Raw genomic sequence first — 21,477 nt, 5'->3', positions numbered from 1 at the left:
TATTTCGCCAATTATTTCGCTAGAATGTATACATTATAAGAATGAGACCAATTTACAAATGACGAATTTCCATACCCAACATTTAGATACATTTGAAAATCCGCAAACAGAAACTGATTACACCATACAAATTCGAATTCCTGAGTTTACTTGTTTGTGCCCACTTACTGGACAACCTGACTTCGCTAAATTTTTAATTGAATATGTGCCCGACAACCTATGCGTTGAGTTAAAAGCGCTCAAATTGTACATGTCATCATTTAGAGACAAAGGTGTATTTCACGAAGCAATAACTAATGAAATTCTAAGCGATATTGCGACATTGCTAAAGCCCCGATTTATGCGAATTGTTGCCGATTTTAATGTGCGCGGAGGTATGTACACGCACGTAATCGTCGAACATCGTAAGCAAGATTGGCATCCTGCATCACCTGTCGAACTTCCTAGTTCACATTAACAACTGCAGACAAACAACCGATAACTAAAGAGCTGTTGGAATGATTTCCCAAATACTTAAAGGAGCTTCTCACGTACGAGATGGTTTTAAATTGATCAAATTACGTGGCGTAAAACGCTACGTAGTGATACCAGTGCTCATAAATTTTATTATATTTATTGGAGCAATTTGGTACTTGTATATTAAATTTGACAGCTTATTAGAGCAATTTTTACCCAGTTGGTTAGATTGGTTAGAATTTCTCATCTGGCCTTTATTTTTTATTGCCTGTTTATTAGTCGTATTTTTTGCCTTCACCATTGTAGCCAACGTATTTGGAGCACCCTTTAATGGTGTGCTTTCGGAAAAAATTGAGCAAAAACTCAGCAATGAGAAATTGGATTTGAATGACAGTAGCAATGAAGGCTATCTTAGTTTATTGCGAGGTGCTCGAATTGGTATCAGCAATGAGTTTCGCAAACTCTTTTACATAGCCATACGCGCTATCCCCTTACTGTTGCTATTTCTCATTCCTGGAATCAATTTTTTTGCCCCGTTTATTTGGTTTTTATTTGCGGCATGGATGTTTGCAATTGAGTATTTAGACTATCCCATGGGAAATCGAAATTTAACTTTCAAACAACAATTAACCATAATCAAACATAATCGATTTCTGTGTTTGGGAATGGGCATTGCTTTAATGGTAATGACTATAATTCCAGGACTTAATTTTTTCGCGATGCCAGTGGGTGTAGCAGCAGCCACTTCACTTTGGTCAAAACATTTAAAACAGCACGCTCCCGCAATAGAAAACAAAACCAAATAATTTTCATAGCATACCGAGCACACAAATATTCTTTTATGCTCGCTTATTAACAATACTTATAGTGGAACTTAGTTAATATTTATCACTCTAACTAACCATGCAATTGCTCTTGTAATTTTTATTATTGAACCTTTAATTAAGGAGATTAATGCCTTTAATCAATACGCGATGATTCTTTAATATTGAAAACATGCAATATAAGAGTTGTCGTTCAAAATGGAACTTAAGGAGAATGGCAATGCAAGACGAACTACTCTTAGCCAGAGCCAGAAGACAAGCCAATAAAATGGTTTCTTATTTCATGAGTCAACCAAATGGTTTATGGCATCTCATTGCAACGATTTCAAAACTACCCCGCTTCGAAGGCGCATATGAGGAAGAACTGCGCAAAGAACTTTGCGAAAAAGCCTCGTCTTTATACCAACATTCTACTTTAGAACTTAGCTGAATAGCATATGGGCTATGTGCTCAGTTAAATCGTTATTTTAGTGTATATCCTCGAAGACCCTGACCGAGATTATCTGTATTTAGAAATGTTTTTATTTAAATAGATGAAAGAGCTTCTGCTACATCACTAGCCTTATAAAAACGATCTTTTGGATGTTTAGCTAACATCTTATTAATAATGGGCTGAAGATGCTGAAGTTCATGGGGTAACTCAGGTATAGGGTCACGTAAATGAGCGAATTGAACCGCTACTATATCTTTTCGAGTATAAGGTTTAGTGCCGCTGTCATAAGGAGGGCGACCTGCAAGCATTTCAAACAATACAGTCCCTAAAGAATATATATCAGAACTCGGACCAATCGGGTTTGATCGCAGAAGATCAGGGCTCATATACCTAGGTGTTGCTTGAGTAGACTTTGATTTTATTGCAGTACGATGTTCAAGGTCATCGGCTATACCAAAATCCGAGAGAACTACAGAATCGTTATCTCTAAAAAGGATATTTTCAGGCTTGATGTCTCGGTGAATGAAACCATGCTCATGCGAATACGCAAGTGCATCGGCTATTTGTATTACGACACTAATTACCCATTCTAGAGTGTGAGGTTCTTTTAGATGTCTACGCAAATTACCCCAAGGCATATATTCCATGGCGATATAATGACAACCATCAACCTCTCCAACATTATGGATAGGCACTATATTAGCATGAGATAAATTTGCATTAATGCGCCCCTCATGTAGAAAGTGACTAACGCAAATCTCATCATAAATTAAGTGCGAGTGCATCACTTTTAAAGCAACTTGACGACTTAAAGAATTTTGAATGGCGACATAAACCTCTGCAGTTGCCCCGCTACCACAAAGCCCTACCACCTCATAACCTGGTATATCCAAGCTAAAGGAATTCACCGCAAATGATGGGTCATTTTCGGCTTCAATCTCAAATGTTAAATCCTGAACTTCAGTCATTTAGGTGTCATTGTATTACTGCTAATAGCTTAACAATATGTATATGTGATGTGTAGTTTTTTAGAAATATATCAAACAATAATAACTCTATAATCTTAAGGATAATATTTTGACTGACATTTCTATGCGATTACATGATCAATCAGTTTTAGTGAGTTGATAATTTCAAGCAGTTCTTCATCATCATAAGGCTTAGTAACGTATGAAGTAATCCCCAAACGCTCTGCTTCTTTTTTGTGTTTGACTGACGATTTTGATGTAACCATGATTATAGGTGTAAATGCCGTATCTTCATTTGATCGAAGATGAGCTGTAAACTCTAAACCATTCATACGTGGCATATTCAAATCAGTTAGCACAATTGAGGGCCGTTGTTTCTGGATTTGATTAAGTGCATCCAAACCATCTTTTGCCGTATTTACAGTGAAACCAAGGCCTTGCATAAACTGTGCAAGAGATTTGCGTGAACTTATTGAATCCTCTACTACTAGCGCATATGGACGATGAATTTCTTTTTCTTTAGCGTGCAATCTATGAATATTTTTATTTTCTAGCGATCTTGTATGTTTAAGTAATTCAACAATATCAATTACTGTTGTGATTGTACCGTCACCTAAAATAGTGGCACCAAGCAATCCCCAAATATTTGGTATTAACTCACTAATTGGTTTAGTTAAGATATCGCGCGTTTCATATATTTTATCAATTGTTATTGCATATTTATTACCAACACTGTCATTTACTAGCAAAGTAACTTTATTATTTAATGGTTTATTATTTTCTGTTTTTTCAAGCATAAACCGTAGATCAAATACTGGGTATCGTTGCTGCATATATTCAAAATAGTATTGGCCTGACACCGAAACAATATTTCCAGCACCTGCATAAAGTATTTCATCAACACCTCGATTAGAAATGGCCAATTTTGAGTCATCACAGTTTACTAGCAGTGCGTGTACAGAATTTAAGTTTGTAGGTATCGAAATTTCTACATTGATACCATTTAACTCATTCGTATCAATACTTATTGCGCCTTTCATTTCGGTTATTTTCGCATGCACAGCTGCCAAGCCCACACCGCGACCTGATAATTGAGAAACCTTATCTTTTGTAGAAAAACCATGACGAAGAATCATGCGAATCGCATTTTCATTATTAAATTCTTCGTTTTCATTTAATAAATTATTTTCTATTGCCTTGGCTTTTATGCGATTTAAATCTAGACCACTACCATCATCTTGACACGCCACGTGAATTGTATTGCCTTGCATATTAAAACTTAAATGTATGTCACCTTGAGCATCCTTTCCTTGCTCTAATCGTTTTTCAGGCGTCTCAATCCCATGATCAATAGCATTACGAAGAATATGCATAATAGGATCTGCTAACTGATGAATGAATTCACTGTCTACAAGCGTGTCTTCACCCGTAATGTTTAGCTCTGCCATCTTATTCGATGATTTACATACTTGTTTAACCGCGCGCTGCAGACGAGGGACAATGCTTTGCACAGGCACCATCCTAATACGCAATACTGCATCTTGGCTTTCTTGCAATATTCGTACTTGGTTTACAGAATGCTTCTCAAGTAAATGTAATGTGTTTTGAATTTCATTTGAAAATTCAAATGAATCCTCAGTGGATTCTACTAAATGATTAGCAGATGCATGTAACTCATCAAACTGATCCAATTCAAGCGGATCAAAATCTGTATTTACATGTTGATTTTCTAAACGATCCGATACTCCTCGAAGTTCAATTAAATTCTCAATCTCATGCGCACGTAATTTAACTTTTTTATTGTTATTGACTAAATTTTGAATAGTAGACTTTAGTATTAAAACAAGCTCTGCTATCTGCTCACCTGTTATTATACTTTCGCCTGTACTGTTTAATAAGTCATCTACCAGTTTAGCAGATACGCGTAATGGAAGATCTGAAGAAATTTCATCTGATCTTTCTATCTGTTTTGAAGAATCTAAGCTCGCCAAGGTTTCATCAGTTGAATTTACAGGATCGTCTTTTAACTCAATTCGATCTGTCAAACCATGAATATTGATACTATTTGCCCAATTAAGTAACTCTTGGAAAACTGTTACAGACTGCTCGGGCTTAGACCCCAAGCCCTCCAAATACTCGGACATCTCTTCTAAACATTCAGTTGTATTCTTGAGTGTTTCGCAAAGTGAATTAGATGGCTTCTTTTTCGCTTTTAGCAATACTTCAAAAATATCCTCCATGTAATGTGTAAGATTAGCAATTCCTTGTATTCCTACCGTGTTTCCCGTTCCTTTTAAAGTATGTGTAATTTTTGCAGCAATTTTTAGCTGATTCACAAAATCATCGCCACATAAAGATCGAACAGTAGCTGACAATCTTTCTGTTTGTTTTGGCAAATCAAGCATTAAATTATCGATAATTCCTGTATCAATATCCTCAGACACATCCAAACTCACAAGCCATGGGGTAGCTTTCTGTATACGTTCATTGCTATCGACTTGAATGGAAGAATTATAGAACTGCTCTTCAATTCTGATATTTTCCTGCTCGGCTAGTGCAATTGGAAACCCTTCATGATTCAAATAAACTAACACTTCTTGTATATAGTCTGGATCGCTCGGGGCTTGCAAGTAACTTTGTACTACCTCGGGCCAGTATAAAATCTGAGAATCAATAATACTTTTCTGGTCTATCTTTTTCGATAGCATCAATTCAAAGTTTTTTTGAATATGCAAACAAAATAGGCGCAGGCCGTGCAGCCCAATTATTTCTGCAACAGAATCAATACGACTAGTATATTCAATTTGTGCATCCAATACTTGTTGTAGTTTTACTGATTTAAAGACGTGCTCTGAAAGATTAGATACCAGTTCGATTTGAGTTATTATAAATTCTGCAAGCTCAGAATTTATTATGTCAATTAGTTCTTGCTGCTGAGGCGAATGTTTATTTAAACATTCAATTTTCTCTCTATCCTTTTCCATACAAAATAATAAAAGTATTTTTATATATATGTTTTACGCGTTTTCAAGCGTTTTGGTTTCACTCTTGCTGCTGGGTACAAATTAACGTCTTCAGCAGAGGTAACACCTATATTTGTTTTTTTATTCTGGATTTTTTCAACTGAAATGTTCGCTAATTTGTCTTCATGCTCTACAACTGGCAATTTAAAAATACCAACCGTAGTGAGCAACATATTTGAATATCTAACTAGATTATTTGTTGTCGTCATTTGTTGGTGCAAATGCTGATCCGTCTTACGAGTACTTTCTAAGATCTCATTTGCATCTTCTACCAGCTGAAGATTTGTATGTGCCTGCATTTTTGAACTTTTAGTTATTGCATTCACAGCTTGAACCAAATCCTGGGTTGAGTTTTGAGTCGCCCTCATAGCAGAACCTGCTTTTTCAGCTAGTGAAGTTCCATCTGCGACCTGAGTAATGGCAGTATTCATCGCTGCAACCGCATCTTTTGTCTCAATACGTATATTGTTTACCAATGATTCAATCTCTGTAGTCGCATCTCTTGCACTCTCTGCTAATCGTTGAACCTCTTCAGCCACAACCGAAAAGCCACGCCCCTTTTCGCCAGAAGAAGCTGCATGCATGCTGGCATTCAATGCGAGTATATGTGTTCGCTCTGCAATGCTATTCATTAAATTCACTATTCCAGTAATTTCTTGCGAGCGTTCCCCTAATCTTTTAATTCTCTTTTCTGTTTGCCTAATGGTTTCACGAATACCATTAATTCCTGCAACTGAACGATCAACAGTTTCTAACGCTGAATGTGTATTTCTTAATGCATATTCGGCCTTCTTGTTTACATCAGTCGCATGCGTTGACATCTTGACCATTTCATTAGATGACTTATTCAACTCACCCATAATACTTTCAACCTGATGACGCTCCTTCTCTGCAACAGCCATAACTAATTTAGCTTGTCTTTGCACTCGATTAGATTCAACAACAACACGAACTGATATTTCTTTTACATCACTAAGTGCTGTAGCAGTCTCTTTTGTTAGAAAATTTAATGAATCGCCAAGCGCACCTGTTACATCCTCAAATACAGGTGCTTTTACAGTAAAGTCCTTCTTGCTGAGCTGTGCTACCGAGTTTAATAACGAAATTATAGACTCATTTAACTCATTATTATTTTTTTCTGAAAGTGAAAGTTGAGTGACCTTCTCATCTAGCAATCGATCAAATGCAGTAGACAACTCACCTAACTCATCTTTACGTACAAGATTAGTTCTTGCTTGCAAATTACCTTGATTGACCTCATGTATCGTATCCACCAATTTATTAATGGGTTTAGTAATCGTATAGCCAAACAAATACAGTAGAAATGAAATAAGCGACGCTATAGCAATTAATGAAACAGCTACTAATCCTGCAATTGTATTAGTTTTACTTTTTTGTGTAGTTTGATTTTGAATAATACTCAATGATGAAGATTGCCCCATCTCATCAAAGATTGGCCCAAGCATGAAATCAAACAGCTCAGTATATTCGTTTGCGTTTCTTTTGTTTGCGACAATTTCATTTATAGTGCCTACATATTCGCTCATGTATGTACCCAAATTAGGGTTGCCCAATTCTAAAATATTCTCAGGATTCTCCAATTGAACTTGAAGTACTTGAAGCTGACGCTTTAATTCCTCAAATGATTCAGTTAAATCTATTGATTGTAAGATGTGCTTCTCATTCGATCTAATCTTAGCCAAAATGGATTGCACGTTATTTGCGTATGCACTTCCCACCCCTCTTTCAATAACGCTTAGCAAACTATTTGCTTTTTTCCTGAGGCCTTCCTCATCTGTAAAACCAACCACTTGATTAAATTTCACAATGTCCGCAAAAGAAGATTTATAGTTTTCAACAACAGCAGAAGCTTGCGTAACTAATTCAGACTGATAATCTGCAGGCAGCTCGACCTCATTTATAATTACTTTTTCAGATAATTTAAAACCTTCTGAATCACTCAAAGCACGAAGCTGCTCCATGTTTTGCTCCAACAAATAAACATATTTTGCATGCTCATCAAGTGGTGTGTTGTTATATGTCTGGCCAGTTGATGCCGAAATGCTTAAAAGAAAATCTTTTTCATATCGTCTAACTTTGAAATAATTTTTTTGTGCATTACTAACAAGTTGCCCATATTTTATAAATAGATTAGATCTTTCAGTAGCTTCACGCTCATTTTTTATCACCATCCAATACGTTAACGCAATTGCAGCAAAACCTAATGTCACAGTTATAAATAAAATTGTCAGTTTTTTAGTAATTTTTATGTCTAAAATATTATTTAAATTAAGCATATGTATAAACCTTTTTTAGCAATTAAGATTGGATATAGCTAGTTTTTAGAAATGCAAAAAAAGAAGAAAAATCAACAAGAATCCTAATTTTATGTTCTCTTTTATAAACCACCTTTACATAAGGCTTTATCAACACCGGAAACTTAGAGTAATTACTTATACGGTCTTCTTTCTCAAGATGTATTAGTTCAGGCAATTTAAACAGCGGCAAACCTATTGTATGCTGCCCATCATGCAAAATTAGAGTTTTAAAGTTCGCGGGCTTGGCTACTCTGATTTCAGGATATATGATTTTTTCCAAATCAAATATTGGTACAATTTCTCCTCGAACATTACAGGTGCCTATTACCCAATCCGGCGTAAGAAGCATTGGATAAACAACATTATCTTCTAAAATTTCAGGAGAATATTGGTCAGAAATTAGAATATTTAAATCACCAACACTGAATTCATGGTAGCGGGTTTCAGATAATTTATTTTGTGCCTGTAAGGGCAGTTGATACTCTGCTTCAAGTTTTGCAATTAATTCAGCATGCTTATCTACCCATGCCACGCGAGCAGATTTTTCAACTGCAACACTATCAACAGGTTTATCAGATAGGTGGGTGTTTTTTTCCATCAAGAATATCTATTAATTTGCGATATTATTTGGTCAGGGGTATAGGGTTTTGCAATTAATGCCTTGCCACCCTGAAGTCCAGCCCAAACCCGATCAACTTTTTGACTTTTCCCAGTAACAAATATCACTGGTATGTCTTTAGTTAATCTATCAGCAGTAATTTCACGACATGCCTGAAATCCATCTTGGTCATCCATGATTACATCCATAAAAATCAAATCAGGCTGCATACTTTTAGCCTTTTCAACTGCCTCTTTACCAGAAACAGCAGAAATTACTTGATAACCTTCATTTGAAATTATCTTTTTCAAATTTTCTAATTCAAGAACAGAATCATCTACTACGAGTACTTTATGAATCATATTTTAATAATCTAAATTGTTACTCTCTCCTTAAAGCAGACCACAAAGCTCTTATCGGTTTAAGAAATTACTGCGCTAAAATAACAACCAAGAATCCACGAGAGATTAAAACTTCTTAAGTTAAGAATATTTTATTGGCAACAACGTTATGAATAAGCACTTATCAGCCCCGCCCGCAATAACTGTGGAGGCATTCACATTTTTTGTCAATCAAACGCAAAGGTAAATCGAACACACTATCTCCCAAGTATATTGCTAATAAACTAGTTTTATAGTTTAAGAATTAAACAACACTTAAGCCTCATAACTTAAAGAAGTTTTTTAAGTATTTTAAGTAATTACTTTTGACAGCGTAAGTTTTTAATATCAACTTAGAGCCACTAACAGATATTTAGTATTCTTTGACATTGAATCCAATCAGACGCCCACTTTAATGGTTCAATTTATGCCCACTAGCGAACAATTAGTGAGCACAGGAATGCACAAATAAGATGCGCATCCTGGACGATGCCTTCAATTCTAACTTCTAATTAATGTCCGCTTTGGGTCGTTAGCAGTCATTTTGAATGTGTTTTTAATTGAATCCAACCTGAAATCCCCTTCAGTGGTTTAGTTTATGTCTGCTTTCGGCCAATAACGGACATTTTGATGTTTATCAAATTTCGCGTGACTTCACTCTTTCATACTTACTAAATTTCCCCTTTTTATCTTTTACCTCAATAGTATTTTCATCAATGACGCGATAACTAGAGTCGCCATAAATAGATGTATTAGGTCGATAAGTGCCCTTCTCAAAACACCCACCTGGCCCACAAAATGTAACAAAATATTTACCATTATCAGACGGCCCTATTGCAATCCCATGGTCACGATTTTTTGATTTCTTCCAAAATCCACCAAGTGGAAATTTCTTGCTTGGCTTGGCTTCATTCTCTATATGCCAGTTCGGGTCTGGAGGATTACGAATTACTTTTAAAAATTCTTTTATAAATTTAATCATATTTAAATAATTACGAATGTCCGCAGGATTATTTGTTAGTCATTTTTCTCAAGTTCTAATAGAAAGGTATTGATATTATCAATAATGTCATCGCTCCAATCTTCTATCCCCTTGTGACTTTTGATTGTTTCTAAAGCAAATGCTGCTATTTTTCGAAGCAGTACTTTTTGCTCATCACTATAGGCCTCAGCCCCATACATATAAACTGTTTGATATAGCTGATGAAAAAGATCTGAGATATATCCTCCATCGGGATCATTTTCAGATTGTGTTTCAAGCAAAAACTCAAGATAAGCTTGCAAATAATAATACCGAGCACTCGGCTTTAGTACTGACCATTCTTCCAACTGGTAGTCAGCACCGGCAATCATATCGGCCTTACGTGATTGAAGATGTTCTAATACATCCCCCAAGGACTTCCCTGAGAAAAACTTTACTGCGCCTTCTTTCTCAAGGTCATCAAAACCATCCACAGTAACCAATTGGCTTGTATTAGGTGTGTGTTTCGCTCCAAAAGTGGACTTAATTTCTTTTTGTAGTTTGATCATTTGGTTAGTTAATATTTCAATTCATGACGATGTTGCATAGAATTCAAAGTCATTTGAATAATAAGCGAATGTCCACTTTGGTCCGTTAGTAGACATTTTAAATTATATAGCCAAGCCTTTTTCAATAATACTTTCATAATAATCTCGTTGTTGACCGCCACTATCTCCACCCCTAAAGATTAATGCACCTGAGCTATATGTAGATCCAAAGGTTGCAGCAGCAGTCATTGCTTGTGCTAAACCTGATATAAATTCTTCGTCGGATAAAACTGAAAGCGGATGAATAAACGCACTCCAAATAACCCCATTCGCAATGCTATAACGCGCATCTAAAGCGGAATCAAAATTTGCCTGCATTAAACGTAGCAGCTCGCCCTCTTCAATATCTTCAACCTTAACAATAGGCACAATAACACGCATACGATCGGCTTTTTCATCAGTAATAATTTGCGCTTTAACTGCTTCGTGAGCAATTATCCACGAACCTAATTCTCCTTCCAGCTCTGGATCAACTCGCTGCAATAAATCATGCATACGTGCATTATCCATAGGCGCATTATTCATCAACCCAGTAACTATTTCTTCATCTGAGATTTTAATAACAACATCTTCACCGCCGCAGGAAATTGTTAATGAAAAGAATCCAAATAATATAAAATTACGTATTGCACATTTCATAGATTAACCTTTATTTAAGCCTTACTCTTTAACTCAGCTAAACGCGCCACGCCAATTTTTAAATTCTCTATATTTGTAGTGTATGCAAAACGCACATGTTGTTTAGCGCCCTCCAAACCAAAATCTATCCCTGGCGTAAAAGCCACGTGTTTATCGCGCAAAATATTACAAGCAAACTCATAACTATCTTCACAAAATTCAGAGCAATCGGCATAGATATAAAATGCGCCCTGCGGCTTTACGCGCATCTTAAATCCCAGATCTGTTAATGCTTCATACAAGTAATCGCGCCGCGCTTTAAATTCATCGCGCCTTTCGACAAGAATTTTTTTCGTATCATCATCAAATGCAGCTAATGCGCCATACTGCCCGGGTGTAGGGGCTGCTAAAAATGTATGTTGCGCAAGTTTATTTAAATCTTGCAAATACGCTTTAGGTGAAACAATCCAGCCCACTCGCCATCCTGTCATACCATAAAATTTGGAGAAACTATTGATGACAAAAGTGTTGTCATTCAAATCCACCGCAGTTTTTGGGGCTTGTCCATAAACTAAACCGTGATAAATTTCATCTACCAGTAAAAACACACCTTTTGATTCACAAAAGTCTGCGATTTTTTGTAATTGAACGTCTTCAAGAATTGTCCCGGTAGGGTTTGAAGGGCTTGCTAACAACACTGCATTTATAGCGTCATTCCAATGCTCTTCAAGCAACTCCACCGTCAGCTGCCAAAATGAATCCTCATTCACGGCAACCTGCAACACTGTGCCGCCTAATAAACGCACTAGATTATGAGTGCTTGGATAAGCTGGATCTGGAATTACTACTGCATCTCCATCCGATACCATCAGATTTAAAACTAATTGCAACGCGGTAGCTGAACCCGGTGTAATCACTATCTGTTCTGGATCAACCGTTACTCGGTATTCTGTTATATAAAAGTTAGCAATCGCCTCACGCAAAGCAGGTAACCCTAATGTAGGCGTGTAGTGCGTGATACCGGATCGTAATGCTGCAACTCCAGCCTCAATTATCGGTTGAGGAGTAGAAAAATCAGGCTCACCCATTTCCATATGGATTACCTGATGACCTTGTGCAGCAAGCTGTTTGGCTTCAGCCATCAAGCTCATAACATGAAACGCGTTCACATTCTGCAAACGCCCAGAAACCTTAGGGCCACATACCTTATTTTTAGCCATACTGAATCCTATCAAGGTTATCTGCCGAGAGTTATCTGTTTAGGGTCATAAGACCAACGGTATATATTTATCAACCCTTTTAAGCATCTATTTCGTTTATATAGGTAAGCATATGCTATTGCGTTGATAGTGGTGCGTAGCTACGCTGCCAACTATGGAGCAAACGGAGATTAGCGACGAAAGTCTCATGCTGGAGTACCAGCAAGGTGAGCAAGCAGCCTTTGAGACCTTATACCGCAAGTATAAGGATGTGTTGTATCGATATTTTCTTAAGCATTGCAGCGATCGTCAACAGTCTGAAGAACTATACCAGGAGGTGTGGATTAAATTGATTAATAGCACTGCACGTTATACGCCCAAGGCGAAATTTAAGACCTATTTATTTACCATTGCGCATAACACATTAGTAGACTTTTATCGTAAAGCAAAACCTTCACAAACCATTGAATTTGAAGATGCAGAAATAACTGAAGAATTTATGAATAGCCCAACACCATTAGCCTTGCCAGAAGATGAGTTTACTTTGAAACAAAAAGCTAATTTATTAATGCAAGCCTTGGAAGAATTACCAGCCGATCAAAAAGAGGTTGCAATATTACATTTTGAACAAGAAATGAGTGTGCAAGAAATTGCCGAAATTACTAAAGTTAAAACAGAAACGGCGAAAAGCCGTTTGCGTTATGCAAAGAACAAACTTAAAGCTGCCATATTGAACTAAAGATGACTACACATTCACAAGACGACCTAAAAGATGATGAGGTACTTGCGCAACTTTATAAAGAAGGTGCCAAAGACACACCGCCCGCTAAGCTCAATCACGAAATAATTCATTATGCAGCGAATGCCGATAAGTCTTCATCTAGCCCTAGTCATGTGGGCAGTCATTTTGGTGGTGGTTGGAAAGTACCATTATCTATGGCTGCAAGCGTTGTAGTGGTATTCGCATTGCTTGTGCAGTTGGATCAAAACTCGCAGCATTTAGAATTACCCCCTATTCCAGAGATCACAATTCCAACTGAGCAAAAATCAACAAAATCAAAAGATAGAGCGCTCAAAAGCCAACCCGCACCTGAGCAACTTTATGAAGCTGAAGAATCATTGGCTGATGATATATCTTCATTCAAAAAAGACGCGAATGAATCTGACATGGATTCACAAGATGCTGATGCACGAATCACAGATAAGCCTGTGCGAAAAGAATCCCAACCAATTGATACAATTCAAACTGAACGCATCTCAAACAAAAAAGCAGAACAAAAACTAGAAACCTATCGTGAACGCACCCAAACTCAAAGCACAATTAATAACGAGCCCTCGATAACCCCAAAACCAAAATCTACCGAAGGTTATGCGCCCAAACTTACTAAGCCACAAGCTGCGGGAAAGCAGATGCATGAACCAAGTAATGGCACATTAGGCAGTAGCTCTGAAGCCGCACCAAATGAAGTAATACAACAAAGATCCATGGGTGAAAAATCGATGCCGAGCCGTGAAGATACCCACACAAGCTCAGGCATGGCTGCGGATGCCGAGCTAGGTATTGATGAAAAACAAAATGAAAATGAATTTGCCCCCATCCCTGTTGAAGATTGGCTTCTCATGATCGAAAGACTGGTTGCACGAAAAGACTATGCTGAAGCTTCTCGCCAGCTAGTTAAGTTTAAACAAATGCATCCCAACGTAAATGTAGAAGATCTAGACGCCAAAATTCCTTAAAGATAAGTTATTTGTAACTATTGTTTATAAAGCTTGTCTTACATTCATCCAATCTAGGCCCACAATAAGCGCTATGAACATTTCATTAATAAACGTATTTAAATTACCAGTACTTGTCATCTGCATTACGGCTTTACTAGGTGCATGCGCCTCTTCACAACCTATTCTTTACCCTAACGAACAAGCTAAAAAAGTTGGCAATGAACAAGTTCGCAAAGATATCAATGAATGTACAAAACTTGCTAAAAACAGCGGCGCATCCTCAAGTGGTGCGGGTGAAGTGGCTAAAGAAACTGCTGGTAGCGCTACAGAAGGAGCCGCTACTGGAGCTGCCACAGGTGCGGTAACAGGCAATGCAGGAACTGCTGCTGCAGTAGGAGCCATCAGTCGAGGAATGGGGCGCTTTTTTTCAGGCATGCGCCGTAATAATGGGCCTAGCACTGCTTACAAAGAAATCGTAGAGCGTTGTTTAATAGACAAAGGTTATGAGCCTGTAGGCTGGAAGTAACAATAAAAACATCAAAAATTAAAAGACCAAACTAATTTTAGACTTTTATTAAATTAGAGATTATTAAAAATATTTACTCATTAATACCATTCAAATTTTAGTTTTTATTTTAATTTTTTTCTAGGTGTTTCAATTTTTACACATACTACTTCCTGGTTATTAAAGGAACTAGAAGTTGTATGTCTTCGAAGTGCTGTAATCTGTTTATCGAAATCACAGTATTTAGCCACATCTTCCGAAAGTGCAAGAATAAGAATATCTCCAGCAGCGCATTTATCAGGCTTTTGATAACAATAGTTATCTTCTGCATGCAGAGTTGCAAACAGACTAAATAAAACAATCGATAATATAATTAGTTTATTCATATAACCTTACCTTTTCCTATTATTTACACAGCTGGAGCTGGCAATACTCCATCCACTAGAAATTGATCAAGCTCAAAGCTTATACTACTCCATCTATCATCAAGACTGCGTATCGTTACACTCCTATCTCTAGTTATGCAGCTCCAATGCTGTAATGCGTTAGGCATATAGCTGGCTATAACCTTACAACTGAATATACCAACATTAACTTCCTCGTCAGCACGAGCAGAGAAATAGGTAAATGCCTCAACCTCTTTTACTCGCATTTCTTCGCCTATCTTTTGCGAATCACCATAACTATTGGGATTACTTATTTTATGTTTTAATTTATTGAATGGCGACTCATTTAATGCAACACCTTTTTGAGTTTCCAGCTCAACACTAAAAGAAGCATGTTGTGTGACTTTCTGCTTCTTTTTAGGTAACGCCATCATACCGTCATAGTATACAAACCGATAATATGCGAGCTCCGCAAATGCAGTGTCAAGCTTCTTAGAACCATAAAAAATACTCGGATGCATTTTTTTACCAAAACGAGACCCATGTTTTAACGGCGGATATCGAAATGGAGTGTAGACAAGATAATCGTATTGCTGGCAATCGTATGGAATAGGAGGTTTTACTCGATCAAGCAATTCTTCCAATATTCGTTGCTCCTGCAAAGTATCAACCAGTGTATTAGTCGCTACCTTTTGCTGAGACTCTGCTACACGAAATACTACTTCACTAAGTGGTTTAATATTCTCTTGTTGAATCGTTAGTGACATGCGAGTCGTTATACTTTTCCACGCATCGCATCGAGGTATTCAACTACATTAACCAAACCTTGAATATTTTTAAGCAACTCTTTGGGTATGCCGTGCAAATGTTTATTAGGAGTATTCAACCACTCTTCCATTGCCTCAACATCACCGCCCTCAAGCGCATATAAAGACCGGTAAATGCGAATAACATGTAACGCTAATTCACCTTCTTTGCTATTAGGCTCAAGCACACTGTGATTACGTAAACGCGTAAAGTAAGTACGATCTTTACCCATAATTTCACCAAGCTCAGTATTGGTTAAGCCTAAATGCTCTTTGCTATTCAACAAGGCTTTACCCAGCACTTCATTTTCAGAAGGTAGCCTTTGTACCTGTGCACTCATGATATTCTCCTATGATGTATATGTATCATTATATACATAATAGTTAAATATACAACATATTAGGGTTTTTGAAAATTTTTAACTCATTGTTTTTGTTAGAATATAAATAACAGCTAGAACATCAAATCTTAAATTTCTTCAAAATAGTCCAAACGATCATTGAAATAATGTAACTGAATAAGTATTACTGAGATCTGTAAAATGAAGCCAACGTATCCCACAACCGCAAATGACAGCTGACATCTAAATTGAACAAGAATAAAAAAATACTACTCCCGCTCGCTGTAATGATTCTATTTGTTTCACTAGTGGCAGCAATATATTACTCGGTCAAAACTGGGATGATCCCCTTTCAAATGGGCTTGTTACTGTTCATTTCTTTGCTAGGGATGTACATGGGGTTTGGAATCCTAATTGGAGCTTACCGCTTGGTAAATAAACTCAACTAACTCACCCTTAACTCACTCAATTATAATTGTTTAATCTCAAAATCTTAGTTAGATACGATAATTCATAAAGATAACGCTCTCTCAAGAAGTAGTACAACTGCCGTTTCAATTCATTGACACAAGTAGAACTTCATACAATTTAATTATCCGTTTATCGGGACTTGAAGCACGATTGGGCTTATTTATAAGAATATGGTTACATCATACAAGGAACACATGATGGCATCGAATAAGTTAAATACAATCATTAGAAAAGTAATTCCTTTAAAAGACATTCCTACTGATACACAGAGTTTGCTAGACGATACAGCAGACATTAATACTGTCGTGAACTGTTGCAGAGATGAGATACAAAAATCAGTAGACACGGGAATCATGCCAGCGCCAAAATATTTTGAACAAGTAGCCGTTCTATCTAGAAAAGAAAAGAACTATCAAAACGAAATAGCCATATGCGATATGTATATTAAGCTTGTTAAAAAATACGCATCTGAACACAAAATGACCAGACAGGAATTCACAGATACAGTACTTCCTGAGTGCGCACCACTCTACAAACGTATGCATAATGCAAAATCCATGATGTCTAAAACACAAACTGAATAAGCATTCCATCAAACACAACACGTTAAACAACCCAGCAAAAACACCAAATATTTCCTAAATATCTTAGCTCAAGATATTTCTCGCCTATGAAGTGAACCCAAAGCCATTAAAGGGTCTAATTTCTATATAATTACCTTATAGAATTTTGGCAAATTTATTAATGGTGGGTTAATCATGAAACAACTTAAACTTTTATTTACTTCACTTCTTATAATTTTATTCGTTATAGGATGCGCAAGTTCATCAGATGATAACGACATTAAAGAAAGCCCTGCAAATAATCTTCCCACGGTTAACTATGTCGCATTAGGCGCGAGCGATGCATTTGGGATTGGAGCAAACCCAATCACAAGAGGCTATGTCTATAGAATAAAAGATGGATTTGAAGATCGAGGCAGAAAAGTTGACCTGTTAAATTTAGGCATACCGACAGCCGACATCCCCGCAATCAAAAAAACCGCAAAAGCAGCACTTAAACGTGACAAAGAAATAGATTTAGTTACCATCTGGACCGGCGCAAATGATCTCATTGCAGGGGATGACGAAGGTGATTTTGAAGAAGATCTAGAATACATCCTAAGCCGTCTTCGCAGCAAAAGTAACGCTTTTATTGTAATTATGAATCTGCCAGACCTAACACAAATAAAACGTTTTCGTGAAAAGCCACACAGACGTGTTACTGCAGAACGCGTTACTGCATTCAATCAAGTCATTACTCGTCAAGCGAATAAATACAAAGTTCCAATTGTAGATTTCTTTAAAGCTGCACCGGGAGACATGCTAGTCAGCAAAAAAGATGGCTTTCACCCAAACAATGATGGTCATCAAAAAATTGCAGATTTATATCTACAAATTATTCTGCCGCAATTTGGTCTTAAATAAAGAAATGAAAGTTAACGTTTAAACGGATAAACAAGTTGGCCTAAAAAACTACGTGGTAATCGCTTAGTCGTTCCATATTCCGCAGGCCAATGCTCCACTGGCATATGATAGGTTCCAAACAACTTATCAAATAAAGGGGTATGCACCGCATAGTTAGTATCGATCGCAGGGCGATCGGTACTGTGATGCCAATGATGATACTGCGGGGTGGTAATGAGATACTTCAACGGACCAAATGGTATGCCTAAATTAGCATGCACAGTGATCGCTTGAAGTGCTGCAAAAGTTACATAAATATCTAACGCCGCTTTATCAGGACCAACTAAATACAACGGCACCATAGCGATAGACCGATCTACAATGGTTTGCACAATATGGTTGCGAGAACCCGCCAACCAATCCATATGCTCTACCGAATGATGCACGGCATGAATTTTCCATAATGCAGGCGTTTCATGGAAGATTCTATGTGACCAATACAACACAAAATCCGCACCAATCACTAAAATCAGTACTTGAACTGCTGTAGGTAGGCTTTGAATCGTCGACTGCACATTTGCATTGGCCGCCCAACCAAATACATTGACTACAAAATAATTAGCGACTAACAATAATACTGCAATCAACAAGTGATTAAATACAAAATAAAATAAGTCTAATGTCCATTCAGGCCTTAAGATGGCCTGCTCTTTATATTTAGGAAAAATCTTTTCAAGAAAAGTAAAAATTCCAACCGACATTAATAAGGTTAAAATCAACCAATCCAAACCCAGTGAAAGCTGGTTGGGTTCTACAGCACCGGTTTCAACCTCGTAACCGCCTAATGCAAAAGCTGCCAAGGTAAACACTGCACCAATGGCGCCCAATTTTCTACGCTTCGCTAAAATAAATGTGATGAGAGAAAATATTAGCGCTGCCCACATGCAAACCATTAAGACATTCTGCAAAAATACAGAATCATACGCTGCGCGTAAATCCGTAGTGGTTAAATAACTAGGAAACTGATAGCAAAGCACGGCAAGAAAACTCAACACACCTAAAAGACATGAAAGGTAGCCACTAATTTTCCCTTCAGCAAAAACAAATATTTGCTCACTCATATCTTCCACATTGCGTGGTTTATATTCGTGCTGCTTGTCAGAATCCATACTTAGCTCCAATCTCCGCACATATAATATATAGGATTATTATTTCAACTCAGGCGTAATATTTTGTGGCTGCAAAGTTTTTTTATATGGATTACTCGGCATCAAAAGAGGATCTAATGATGATCGCCTCGCATCTTCTTTAGGGCCGTAATGTACACTCAGATAAGACAATATTATCTCTTGTGTATCAGCATCAAATTGCTGCAAACCTTGAGTAGCTTGCATCCATTCAATCATTGCCAACCAGCGGTTTCGAGCACCGTGATTTTGAGTAATTAATTTTGTTGAATGACACGCAATACAATTATTACGTACGGTTTCCCATCCATCTGTTTTGATTAAACCAGTAGATTCATCCACCTGTTCTGCCTGTACAGTAATGCTTAGCGCAAAAGTAATTATCAGTAACGAAACAAAAGTGAAAAGTTTCATACCACTTGAACTGCAATGCGATGACATGCATTGTTTAAATAACCTTTAGGGTTCCAGCCTGGCACCACCATCGGTTGTGAACGCCCTTCGCGATCAATCGCTTTTGCCCAAACCTCGTAATAACCGATTTCAGGAAACGTTATTTCTGTTCGCCAATGCTGCCACGCAAACTTATTTACTGGAGCTTGAAGCATCACCATTTTCCAGGTAGCGCCAAAGTCGTTCGACACTTCAACTTTAGCTACTTGAAAATCCCCTGCCCAAGCATGACCACGCACCGCTAACGGTTTAGCTAGTTTATGACTAATGCCTGATTTTGGAAAAGTAACCAGTGATTTAACCGGCATGGATTCGATAATCTGCATATCTTCTTTCGGCACTTCCGTACCTGGGGCCACTGGAACTTTAGGCACACGATACGAAGGTGCTTCCATTTTCTTGCCATCATGTACTTGGTCACGTACAACAATTCTAGTTAACCACTTTCCTGATACTGAACCGGGCCATCCAGAACAAACCAAACGTAACGGATAACCATTAAGGTATGGAATATCTTCATCATTCATCGCCCAAGCAATGAGTGATTCATCTTGAACGGCTTTTTGAATCGGCACACCACGTGAGATCGGCTGTTTATCAAGGTCACCACTTAAATGAGTATCGGCTCCGTAATACCCGATATACACTGCGTTATCTTTAATTCCACAAGACTCCAATACGTCACGTACCCGCACACCAGTAAAGGTTGGACAGGCGACTGCACCCGTAGTCCACTGGTTACCACTTGCAGAAGGCACAAATTCACTACGCCCATTACCACCGCATTCAAGTTGTAATTGATAGGTATAAGTTTTAAATTTTTCTTTTAGTTCACTTATGGTAAACGAAGCAGGTGTTTCACACGCTTCACCTGCAATTTCTAATTTCCATGCTGCTGGATCAATTTTTTCTTTAACAGGTGGAATACCATTGTTGCGAACAAACATATGTTTCGCTGGCGTGATCTCATCATCCAGCAAATGTGCAGGCGTTTCGGCATTAACGGGCCGATCATTTAATACAATCAAGCCGTCTTTGCCTTCAATTTTAAAAGGTGTTTCTTCTTCAGCAAATGCAGCTGGAATCAGCCCACTTGGTATTAAATGCGCGAAAGGAATGGCCGCACCTACTGCAGCGCTCATGGCAAGCAAACTACTTTTGGTTAAAAACCCACGTCGCGTAAGCGGATTCGCTTCTCTGCCCCATAAAAGCTTATCGGCTTTGCCTGCATCTTCTGCATATAGCTCATGAAGTCCGCGAGCAGAGAGAGTGCCTTTTTTTAAAACCATGCATTATCCAAAGGAAGATCTAGAAATGCATTCTAGCAAATAGTTTTTAAATAAACATACGTAACTTACCAATCCACACTCTTAGGCAATTCACCAAAATCACACCCAATTATGGGTGATCACCTTTCCACCAACATGCCATATGTATGCCATGCATAACAAAAATGGGAGCAACAATAGATGTATGCTCTTGTTACCTTCAAAATACAATACTGCAACAAATCCAAATATACACGCAATCACTAATATATTAGAAAAAATAGCGGTATGCGGCGCAAAAGAAGATGGACTCGTGTAGCTACTTGCAATAATCGCGTAAAGGATGCCGACTATTGCGATCAATGAATGTGACGATGCAAGTACTCGGCTCCATAGAGACTGCTGTCTATTAAAGATAAAATAAATAACTGCTATTGCCAGTAGCATTATTAATGGTGCTAATAACTTTACCATGACAGTTTCTAGGTGCTCAGTCATATTTTTTAAAGG

24 protein-coding genes are annotated in these 21,477 nt (G+C 37.6%); 8 read left to right on the top strand and 16 right to left on the bottom strand.

Annotated elements, in window-relative coordinates; genetic code table 11:
• The first annotated feature begins 58 nt into the window (after positions 1–58).
• The 3 genes from queF to GKR92_13515 all read left to right on the top strand — a co-directional run bounded on the left by queF (position 59) and on the right by GKR92_13515 (position 1,710).
• Positions 59–457, top strand: coding sequence for an NADPH-dependent 7-cyano-7-deazaguanine reductase QueF (queF, locus tag GKR92_13525; GenBank protein ID QMU62666.1), 399 nt, complete (start codon positions 59–61; stop codon positions 455–457).
• Positions 458–497: 40 nt separating this feature from the next.
• Positions 498–1,262, top strand: a complete 765-nt coding sequence (cysZ, locus tag GKR92_13520) for a sulfate transporter CysZ (GenBank protein ID QMU62665.1) — start codon at positions 498–500, stop codon at positions 1,260–1,262.
• A gap of 238 nt (positions 1,263–1,500) precedes the next feature.
• Positions 1,501–1,710, top strand: a complete 210-nt coding sequence (locus tag GKR92_13515; protein ID QMU62664.1) for a hypothetical protein — start codon at positions 1,501–1,503, stop codon at positions 1,708–1,710.
• 95 nt (positions 1,711–1,805) lie between these two features.
• Here GKR92_13515 and GKR92_13510 read toward each other — a convergent pair whose 3' ends face one another.
• The 9 genes from GKR92_13510 to GKR92_13470 all read right to left on the bottom strand — a co-directional run bounded on the left by GKR92_13510 (position 1,806) and on the right by GKR92_13470 (position 12,407).
• Positions 1,806–2,681, bottom strand: a complete 876-nt coding sequence (locus GKR92_13510) for a protein kinase (protein QMU62663.1) — start codon at positions 2,679–2,681, stop codon at positions 1,806–1,808.
• A gap of 122 nt (positions 2,682–2,803) precedes the next feature.
• Entirely contained in the window at positions 2,804–5,665 is a 2,862-nt protein-coding gene (locus tag GKR92_13505) for a response regulator (protein QMU62662.1), read from the bottom strand.
• Between the two features lie 20 nt (positions 5,666–5,685).
• On the bottom strand, positions 5,686–8,001 hold the full coding sequence (locus GKR92_13500; GenBank protein ID QMU62661.1) for a HAMP domain-containing protein: 2,316 nt from the start codon (positions 7,999–8,001) through the stop codon (positions 5,686–5,688).
• A 22-nt stretch (positions 8,002–8,023) separates the two neighbouring features.
• Positions 8,024–8,620 carry a hypothetical protein gene (locus GKR92_13495; protein QMU62660.1) on the bottom strand — a complete coding sequence of 199 codons (597 nt, stop codon included), beginning with the start codon at positions 8,618–8,620 and terminating at the stop codon, positions 8,024–8,026.
• On the bottom strand, positions 8,620–8,982 hold the full coding sequence (locus GKR92_13490) for a response regulator (GenBank protein QMU62659.1): 363 nt from the start codon (positions 8,980–8,982) through the stop codon (positions 8,620–8,622). Before GKR92_13490 ends, GKR92_13495 begins: the two co-directional genes overlap by 1 nt.
• A gap of 655 nt (positions 8,983–9,637) precedes the next feature.
• The gene (locus tag GKR92_13485; GenBank protein ID QMU62658.1) at positions 9,638–9,982 is read right to left on the bottom strand and encodes a hypothetical protein; all 345 of its coding nucleotides are present in this window, start codon (positions 9,980–9,982) and stop codon (positions 9,638–9,640) included.
• A 35-nt stretch (positions 9,983–10,017) separates the two neighbouring features.
• Complete coding sequence (locus GKR92_13480; GenBank protein ID QMU62657.1) at positions 10,018–10,530, bottom strand: hypothetical protein; 513 nt, start codon at positions 10,528–10,530, stop codon at positions 10,018–10,020.
• A 102-nt stretch (positions 10,531–10,632) separates the two neighbouring features.
• Positions 10,633–11,208 carry a hypothetical protein gene (locus GKR92_13475; GenBank protein ID QMU62656.1) on the bottom strand — a complete coding sequence of 192 codons (576 nt, stop codon included), beginning with the start codon at positions 11,206–11,208 and terminating at the stop codon, positions 10,633–10,635.
• A gap of 14 nt (positions 11,209–11,222) precedes the next feature.
• Positions 11,223–12,407, bottom strand: coding sequence for an aminotransferase class I/II-fold pyridoxal phosphate-dependent enzyme (locus GKR92_13470; protein ID QMU62655.1), 1,185 nt, complete (start codon positions 12,405–12,407; stop codon positions 11,223–11,225).
• A 154-nt stretch (positions 12,408–12,561) separates the two neighbouring features.
• On the opposite strand from GKR92_13470, the gene GKR92_13465 reads away from it, so the two are divergent.
• The 3 genes from GKR92_13465 (at position 12,562) to GKR92_13455 (ending at position 14,631) form a co-directional block, all read left to right on the top strand.
• Complete coding sequence (locus GKR92_13465) at positions 12,562–13,125, top strand: sigma-70 family RNA polymerase sigma factor (protein ID QMU62654.1); 564 nt, start codon at positions 12,562–12,564, stop codon at positions 13,123–13,125.
• A gap of 2 nt (positions 13,126–13,127) precedes the next feature.
• The gene (locus GKR92_13460; GenBank protein ID QMU62653.1) at positions 13,128–14,123 is read left to right on the top strand and encodes a hypothetical protein; all 996 of its coding nucleotides are present in this window, start codon (positions 13,128–13,130) and stop codon (positions 14,121–14,123) included.
• A gap of 73 nt (positions 14,124–14,196) precedes the next feature.
• Positions 14,197–14,631: a hypothetical protein gene (locus tag GKR92_13455; GenBank protein QMU62652.1), complete on the top strand. Its 435-nt coding sequence runs from the start codon at positions 14,197–14,199 to the stop codon at positions 14,629–14,631.
• Positions 14,632–14,735: 104 nt separating this feature from the next.
• Here GKR92_13455 and GKR92_13450 read toward each other — a convergent pair whose 3' ends face one another.
• Genes GKR92_13450 through GKR92_13440 form a run of 3 tightly spaced genes read right to left on the bottom strand, consistent with a single transcriptional unit; the run spans position 14,736 to position 16,143 of the window.
• Positions 14,736–14,996 (bottom strand): hypothetical protein, encoded by a 261-nt coding sequence (locus tag GKR92_13450; protein ID QMU62651.1) that lies wholly within the window; start codon positions 14,994–14,996, stop codon positions 14,736–14,738.
• 23 nt (positions 14,997–15,019) lie between these two features.
• Positions 15,020–15,763: an RES domain-containing protein gene (locus GKR92_13445; protein QMU62650.1), complete on the bottom strand. Its 744-nt coding sequence runs from the start codon at positions 15,761–15,763 to the stop codon at positions 15,020–15,022.
• Between the two features lie 8 nt (positions 15,764–15,771).
• Positions 15,772–16,143 carry a DUF2384 domain-containing protein gene (locus GKR92_13440; protein QMU62649.1) on the bottom strand — a complete coding sequence of 124 codons (372 nt, stop codon included), beginning with the start codon at positions 16,141–16,143 and terminating at the stop codon, positions 15,772–15,774.
• Positions 16,144–16,784: 641 nt separating this feature from the next.
• Here GKR92_13440 and GKR92_13435 point away from each other — a divergent pair.
• Together GKR92_13435 and GKR92_13430 are read left to right on the top strand one after the other, a co-directional pair.
• Positions 16,785–17,198: a hypothetical protein gene (locus GKR92_13435; GenBank protein ID QMU62648.1), complete on the top strand. Its 414-nt coding sequence runs from the start codon at positions 16,785–16,787 to the stop codon at positions 17,196–17,198.
• Positions 17,199–17,372: 174 nt separating this feature from the next.
• Positions 17,373–18,080: a hypothetical protein gene (locus tag GKR92_13430; GenBank protein QMU62647.1), complete on the top strand. Its 708-nt coding sequence runs from the start codon at positions 17,373–17,375 to the stop codon at positions 18,078–18,080.
• Positions 18,081–18,091: 11 nt separating this feature from the next.
• Here GKR92_13430 and GKR92_13425 read toward each other — a convergent pair whose 3' ends face one another.
• From GKR92_13425 to GKR92_13410, 4 genes are all read right to left on the bottom strand, one after another.
• Complete coding sequence (locus GKR92_13425; GenBank protein ID QMU62646.1) at positions 18,092–19,228, bottom strand: sterol desaturase family protein; 1,137 nt, start codon at positions 19,226–19,228, stop codon at positions 18,092–18,094.
• A gap of 39 nt (positions 19,229–19,267) precedes the next feature.
• Complete coding sequence (locus tag GKR92_13420) at positions 19,268–19,660, bottom strand: hypothetical protein (GenBank protein QMU62645.1); 393 nt, start codon at positions 19,658–19,660, stop codon at positions 19,268–19,270.
• Complete coding sequence (locus GKR92_13415) at positions 19,657–20,988, bottom strand: molybdopterin-dependent oxidoreductase (GenBank protein QMU62644.1); 1,332 nt, start codon at positions 20,986–20,988, stop codon at positions 19,657–19,659. The genes GKR92_13420 and GKR92_13415 overlap by 4 nt, the downstream gene beginning before the upstream one ends.
• Positions 20,989–21,087: 99 nt before the next feature.
• Positions 21,088–21,465 (bottom strand): hypothetical protein, encoded by a 378-nt coding sequence (locus GKR92_13410; GenBank protein QMU62643.1) that lies wholly within the window; start codon positions 21,463–21,465, stop codon positions 21,088–21,090.
• Between the last annotated feature and the right edge of the window lie 12 nt (positions 21,466–21,477).

The organism is Gammaproteobacteria bacterium (genome assembly GCA_014075255.1).
Taxonomy (GTDB): Bacteria; Pseudomonadota; Gammaproteobacteria; order UBA4575; family UBA4575; genus JABDMD01.
The sequence above is the reverse complement of the archived record's forward strand: the minus strand, read 5'-3'. Positions and strand labels throughout refer to the sequence as shown.

What these genes read in the sequence shown, in the direction of transcription:
- GKR92_13480 (QMU62657.1), bottom strand. Translation starts at nt 10,530, where the DNA reads ATGATCAAACTACAAAAAGAAATTAAGTCCACTTTTGGAGCGAAACAC.
- GKR92_13505 (QMU62662.1), bottom strand. Translation starts at nt 5,665, where the DNA reads ATGGAAAAGGATAGAGAGAAAATTGAATGTTTAAATAAACATTCGCCT.
- GKR92_13470 (QMU62655.1), bottom strand. Translation starts at nt 12,407, where the DNA reads ATGGCTAAAAATAAGGTATGTGGCCCTAAGGTTTCTGGGCGTTTGCAG.
- GKR92_13445 (QMU62650.1), bottom strand. Translation starts at nt 15,763, where the DNA reads ATGTCACTAACGATTCAACAAGAGAATATTAAACCACTTAGTGAAGTA.
- GKR92_13455 (QMU62652.1), top strand. Translation starts at nt 14,197, where the DNA reads ATGAACATTTCATTAATAAACGTATTTAAATTACCAGTACTTGTCATC.
- GKR92_13410 (QMU62643.1), bottom strand. Translation starts at nt 21,465, where the DNA reads ATGACTGAGCACCTAGAAACTGTCATGGTAAAGTTATTAGCACCATTA.
- GKR92_13460 (QMU62653.1), top strand. Translation starts at nt 13,128, where the DNA reads ATGACTACACATTCACAAGACGACCTAAAAGATGATGAGGTACTTGCG.
- GKR92_13420 (QMU62645.1), bottom strand. Translation starts at nt 19,660, where the DNA reads ATGAAACTTTTCACTTTTGTTTCGTTACTGATAATTACTTTTGCGCTA.
- queF (QMU62666.1), top strand. Translation starts at nt 59, where the DNA reads ATGACGAATTTCCATACCCAACATTTAGATACATTTGAAAATCCGCAA.
- GKR92_13450 (QMU62651.1), bottom strand. Translation starts at nt 14,996, where the DNA reads ATGAATAAACTAATTATATTATCGATTGTTTTATTTAGTCTGTTTGCA.
- GKR92_13515 (QMU62664.1), top strand. Translation starts at nt 1,501, where the DNA reads ATGCAAGACGAACTACTCTTAGCCAGAGCCAGAAGACAAGCCAATAAA.
- GKR92_13510 (QMU62663.1), bottom strand. Translation starts at nt 2,681, where the DNA reads ATGACTGAAGTTCAGGATTTAACATTTGAGATTGAAGCCGAAAATGAC.
- GKR92_13485 (QMU62658.1), bottom strand. Translation starts at nt 9,982, where the DNA reads ATGATTAAATTTATAAAAGAATTTTTAAAAGTAATTCGTAATCCTCCA.
- GKR92_13435 (QMU62648.1), top strand. Translation starts at nt 16,785, where the DNA reads ATGGTTACATCATACAAGGAACACATGATGGCATCGAATAAGTTAAAT.
- GKR92_13465 (QMU62654.1), top strand. Translation starts at nt 12,562, where the DNA reads ATGGAGCAAACGGAGATTAGCGACGAAAGTCTCATGCTGGAGTACCAG.
- GKR92_13430 (QMU62647.1), top strand. Translation starts at nt 17,373, where the DNA reads ATGAAACAACTTAAACTTTTATTTACTTCACTTCTTATAATTTTATTC.
- cysZ (QMU62665.1), top strand. Translation starts at nt 498, where the DNA reads ATGATTTCCCAAATACTTAAAGGAGCTTCTCACGTACGAGATGGTTTT.
- GKR92_13490 (QMU62659.1), bottom strand. Translation starts at nt 8,982, where the DNA reads ATGATTCATAAAGTACTCGTAGTAGATGATTCTGTTCTTGAATTAGAA.
- GKR92_13475 (QMU62656.1), bottom strand. Translation starts at nt 11,208, where the DNA reads ATGAAATGTGCAATACGTAATTTTATATTATTTGGATTCTTTTCATTA.
- GKR92_13425 (QMU62646.1), bottom strand. Translation starts at nt 19,228, where the DNA reads ATGGATTCTGACAAGCAGCACGAATATAAACCACGCAATGTGGAAGAT.
- GKR92_13495 (QMU62660.1), bottom strand. Translation starts at nt 8,620, where the DNA reads ATGGAAAAAAACACCCACCTATCTGATAAACCTGTTGATAGTGTTGCA.
- GKR92_13500 (QMU62661.1), bottom strand. Translation starts at nt 8,001, where the DNA reads ATGCTTAATTTAAATAATATTTTAGACATAAAAATTACTAAAAAACTG.
- GKR92_13415 (QMU62644.1), bottom strand. Translation starts at nt 20,988, where the DNA reads ATGGTTTTAAAAAAAGGCACTCTCTCTGCTCGCGGACTTCATGAGCTA.
- GKR92_13440 (QMU62649.1), bottom strand. Translation starts at nt 16,143, where the DNA reads ATGAGTGCACAGGTACAAAGGCTACCTTCTGAAAATGAAGTGCTGGGT.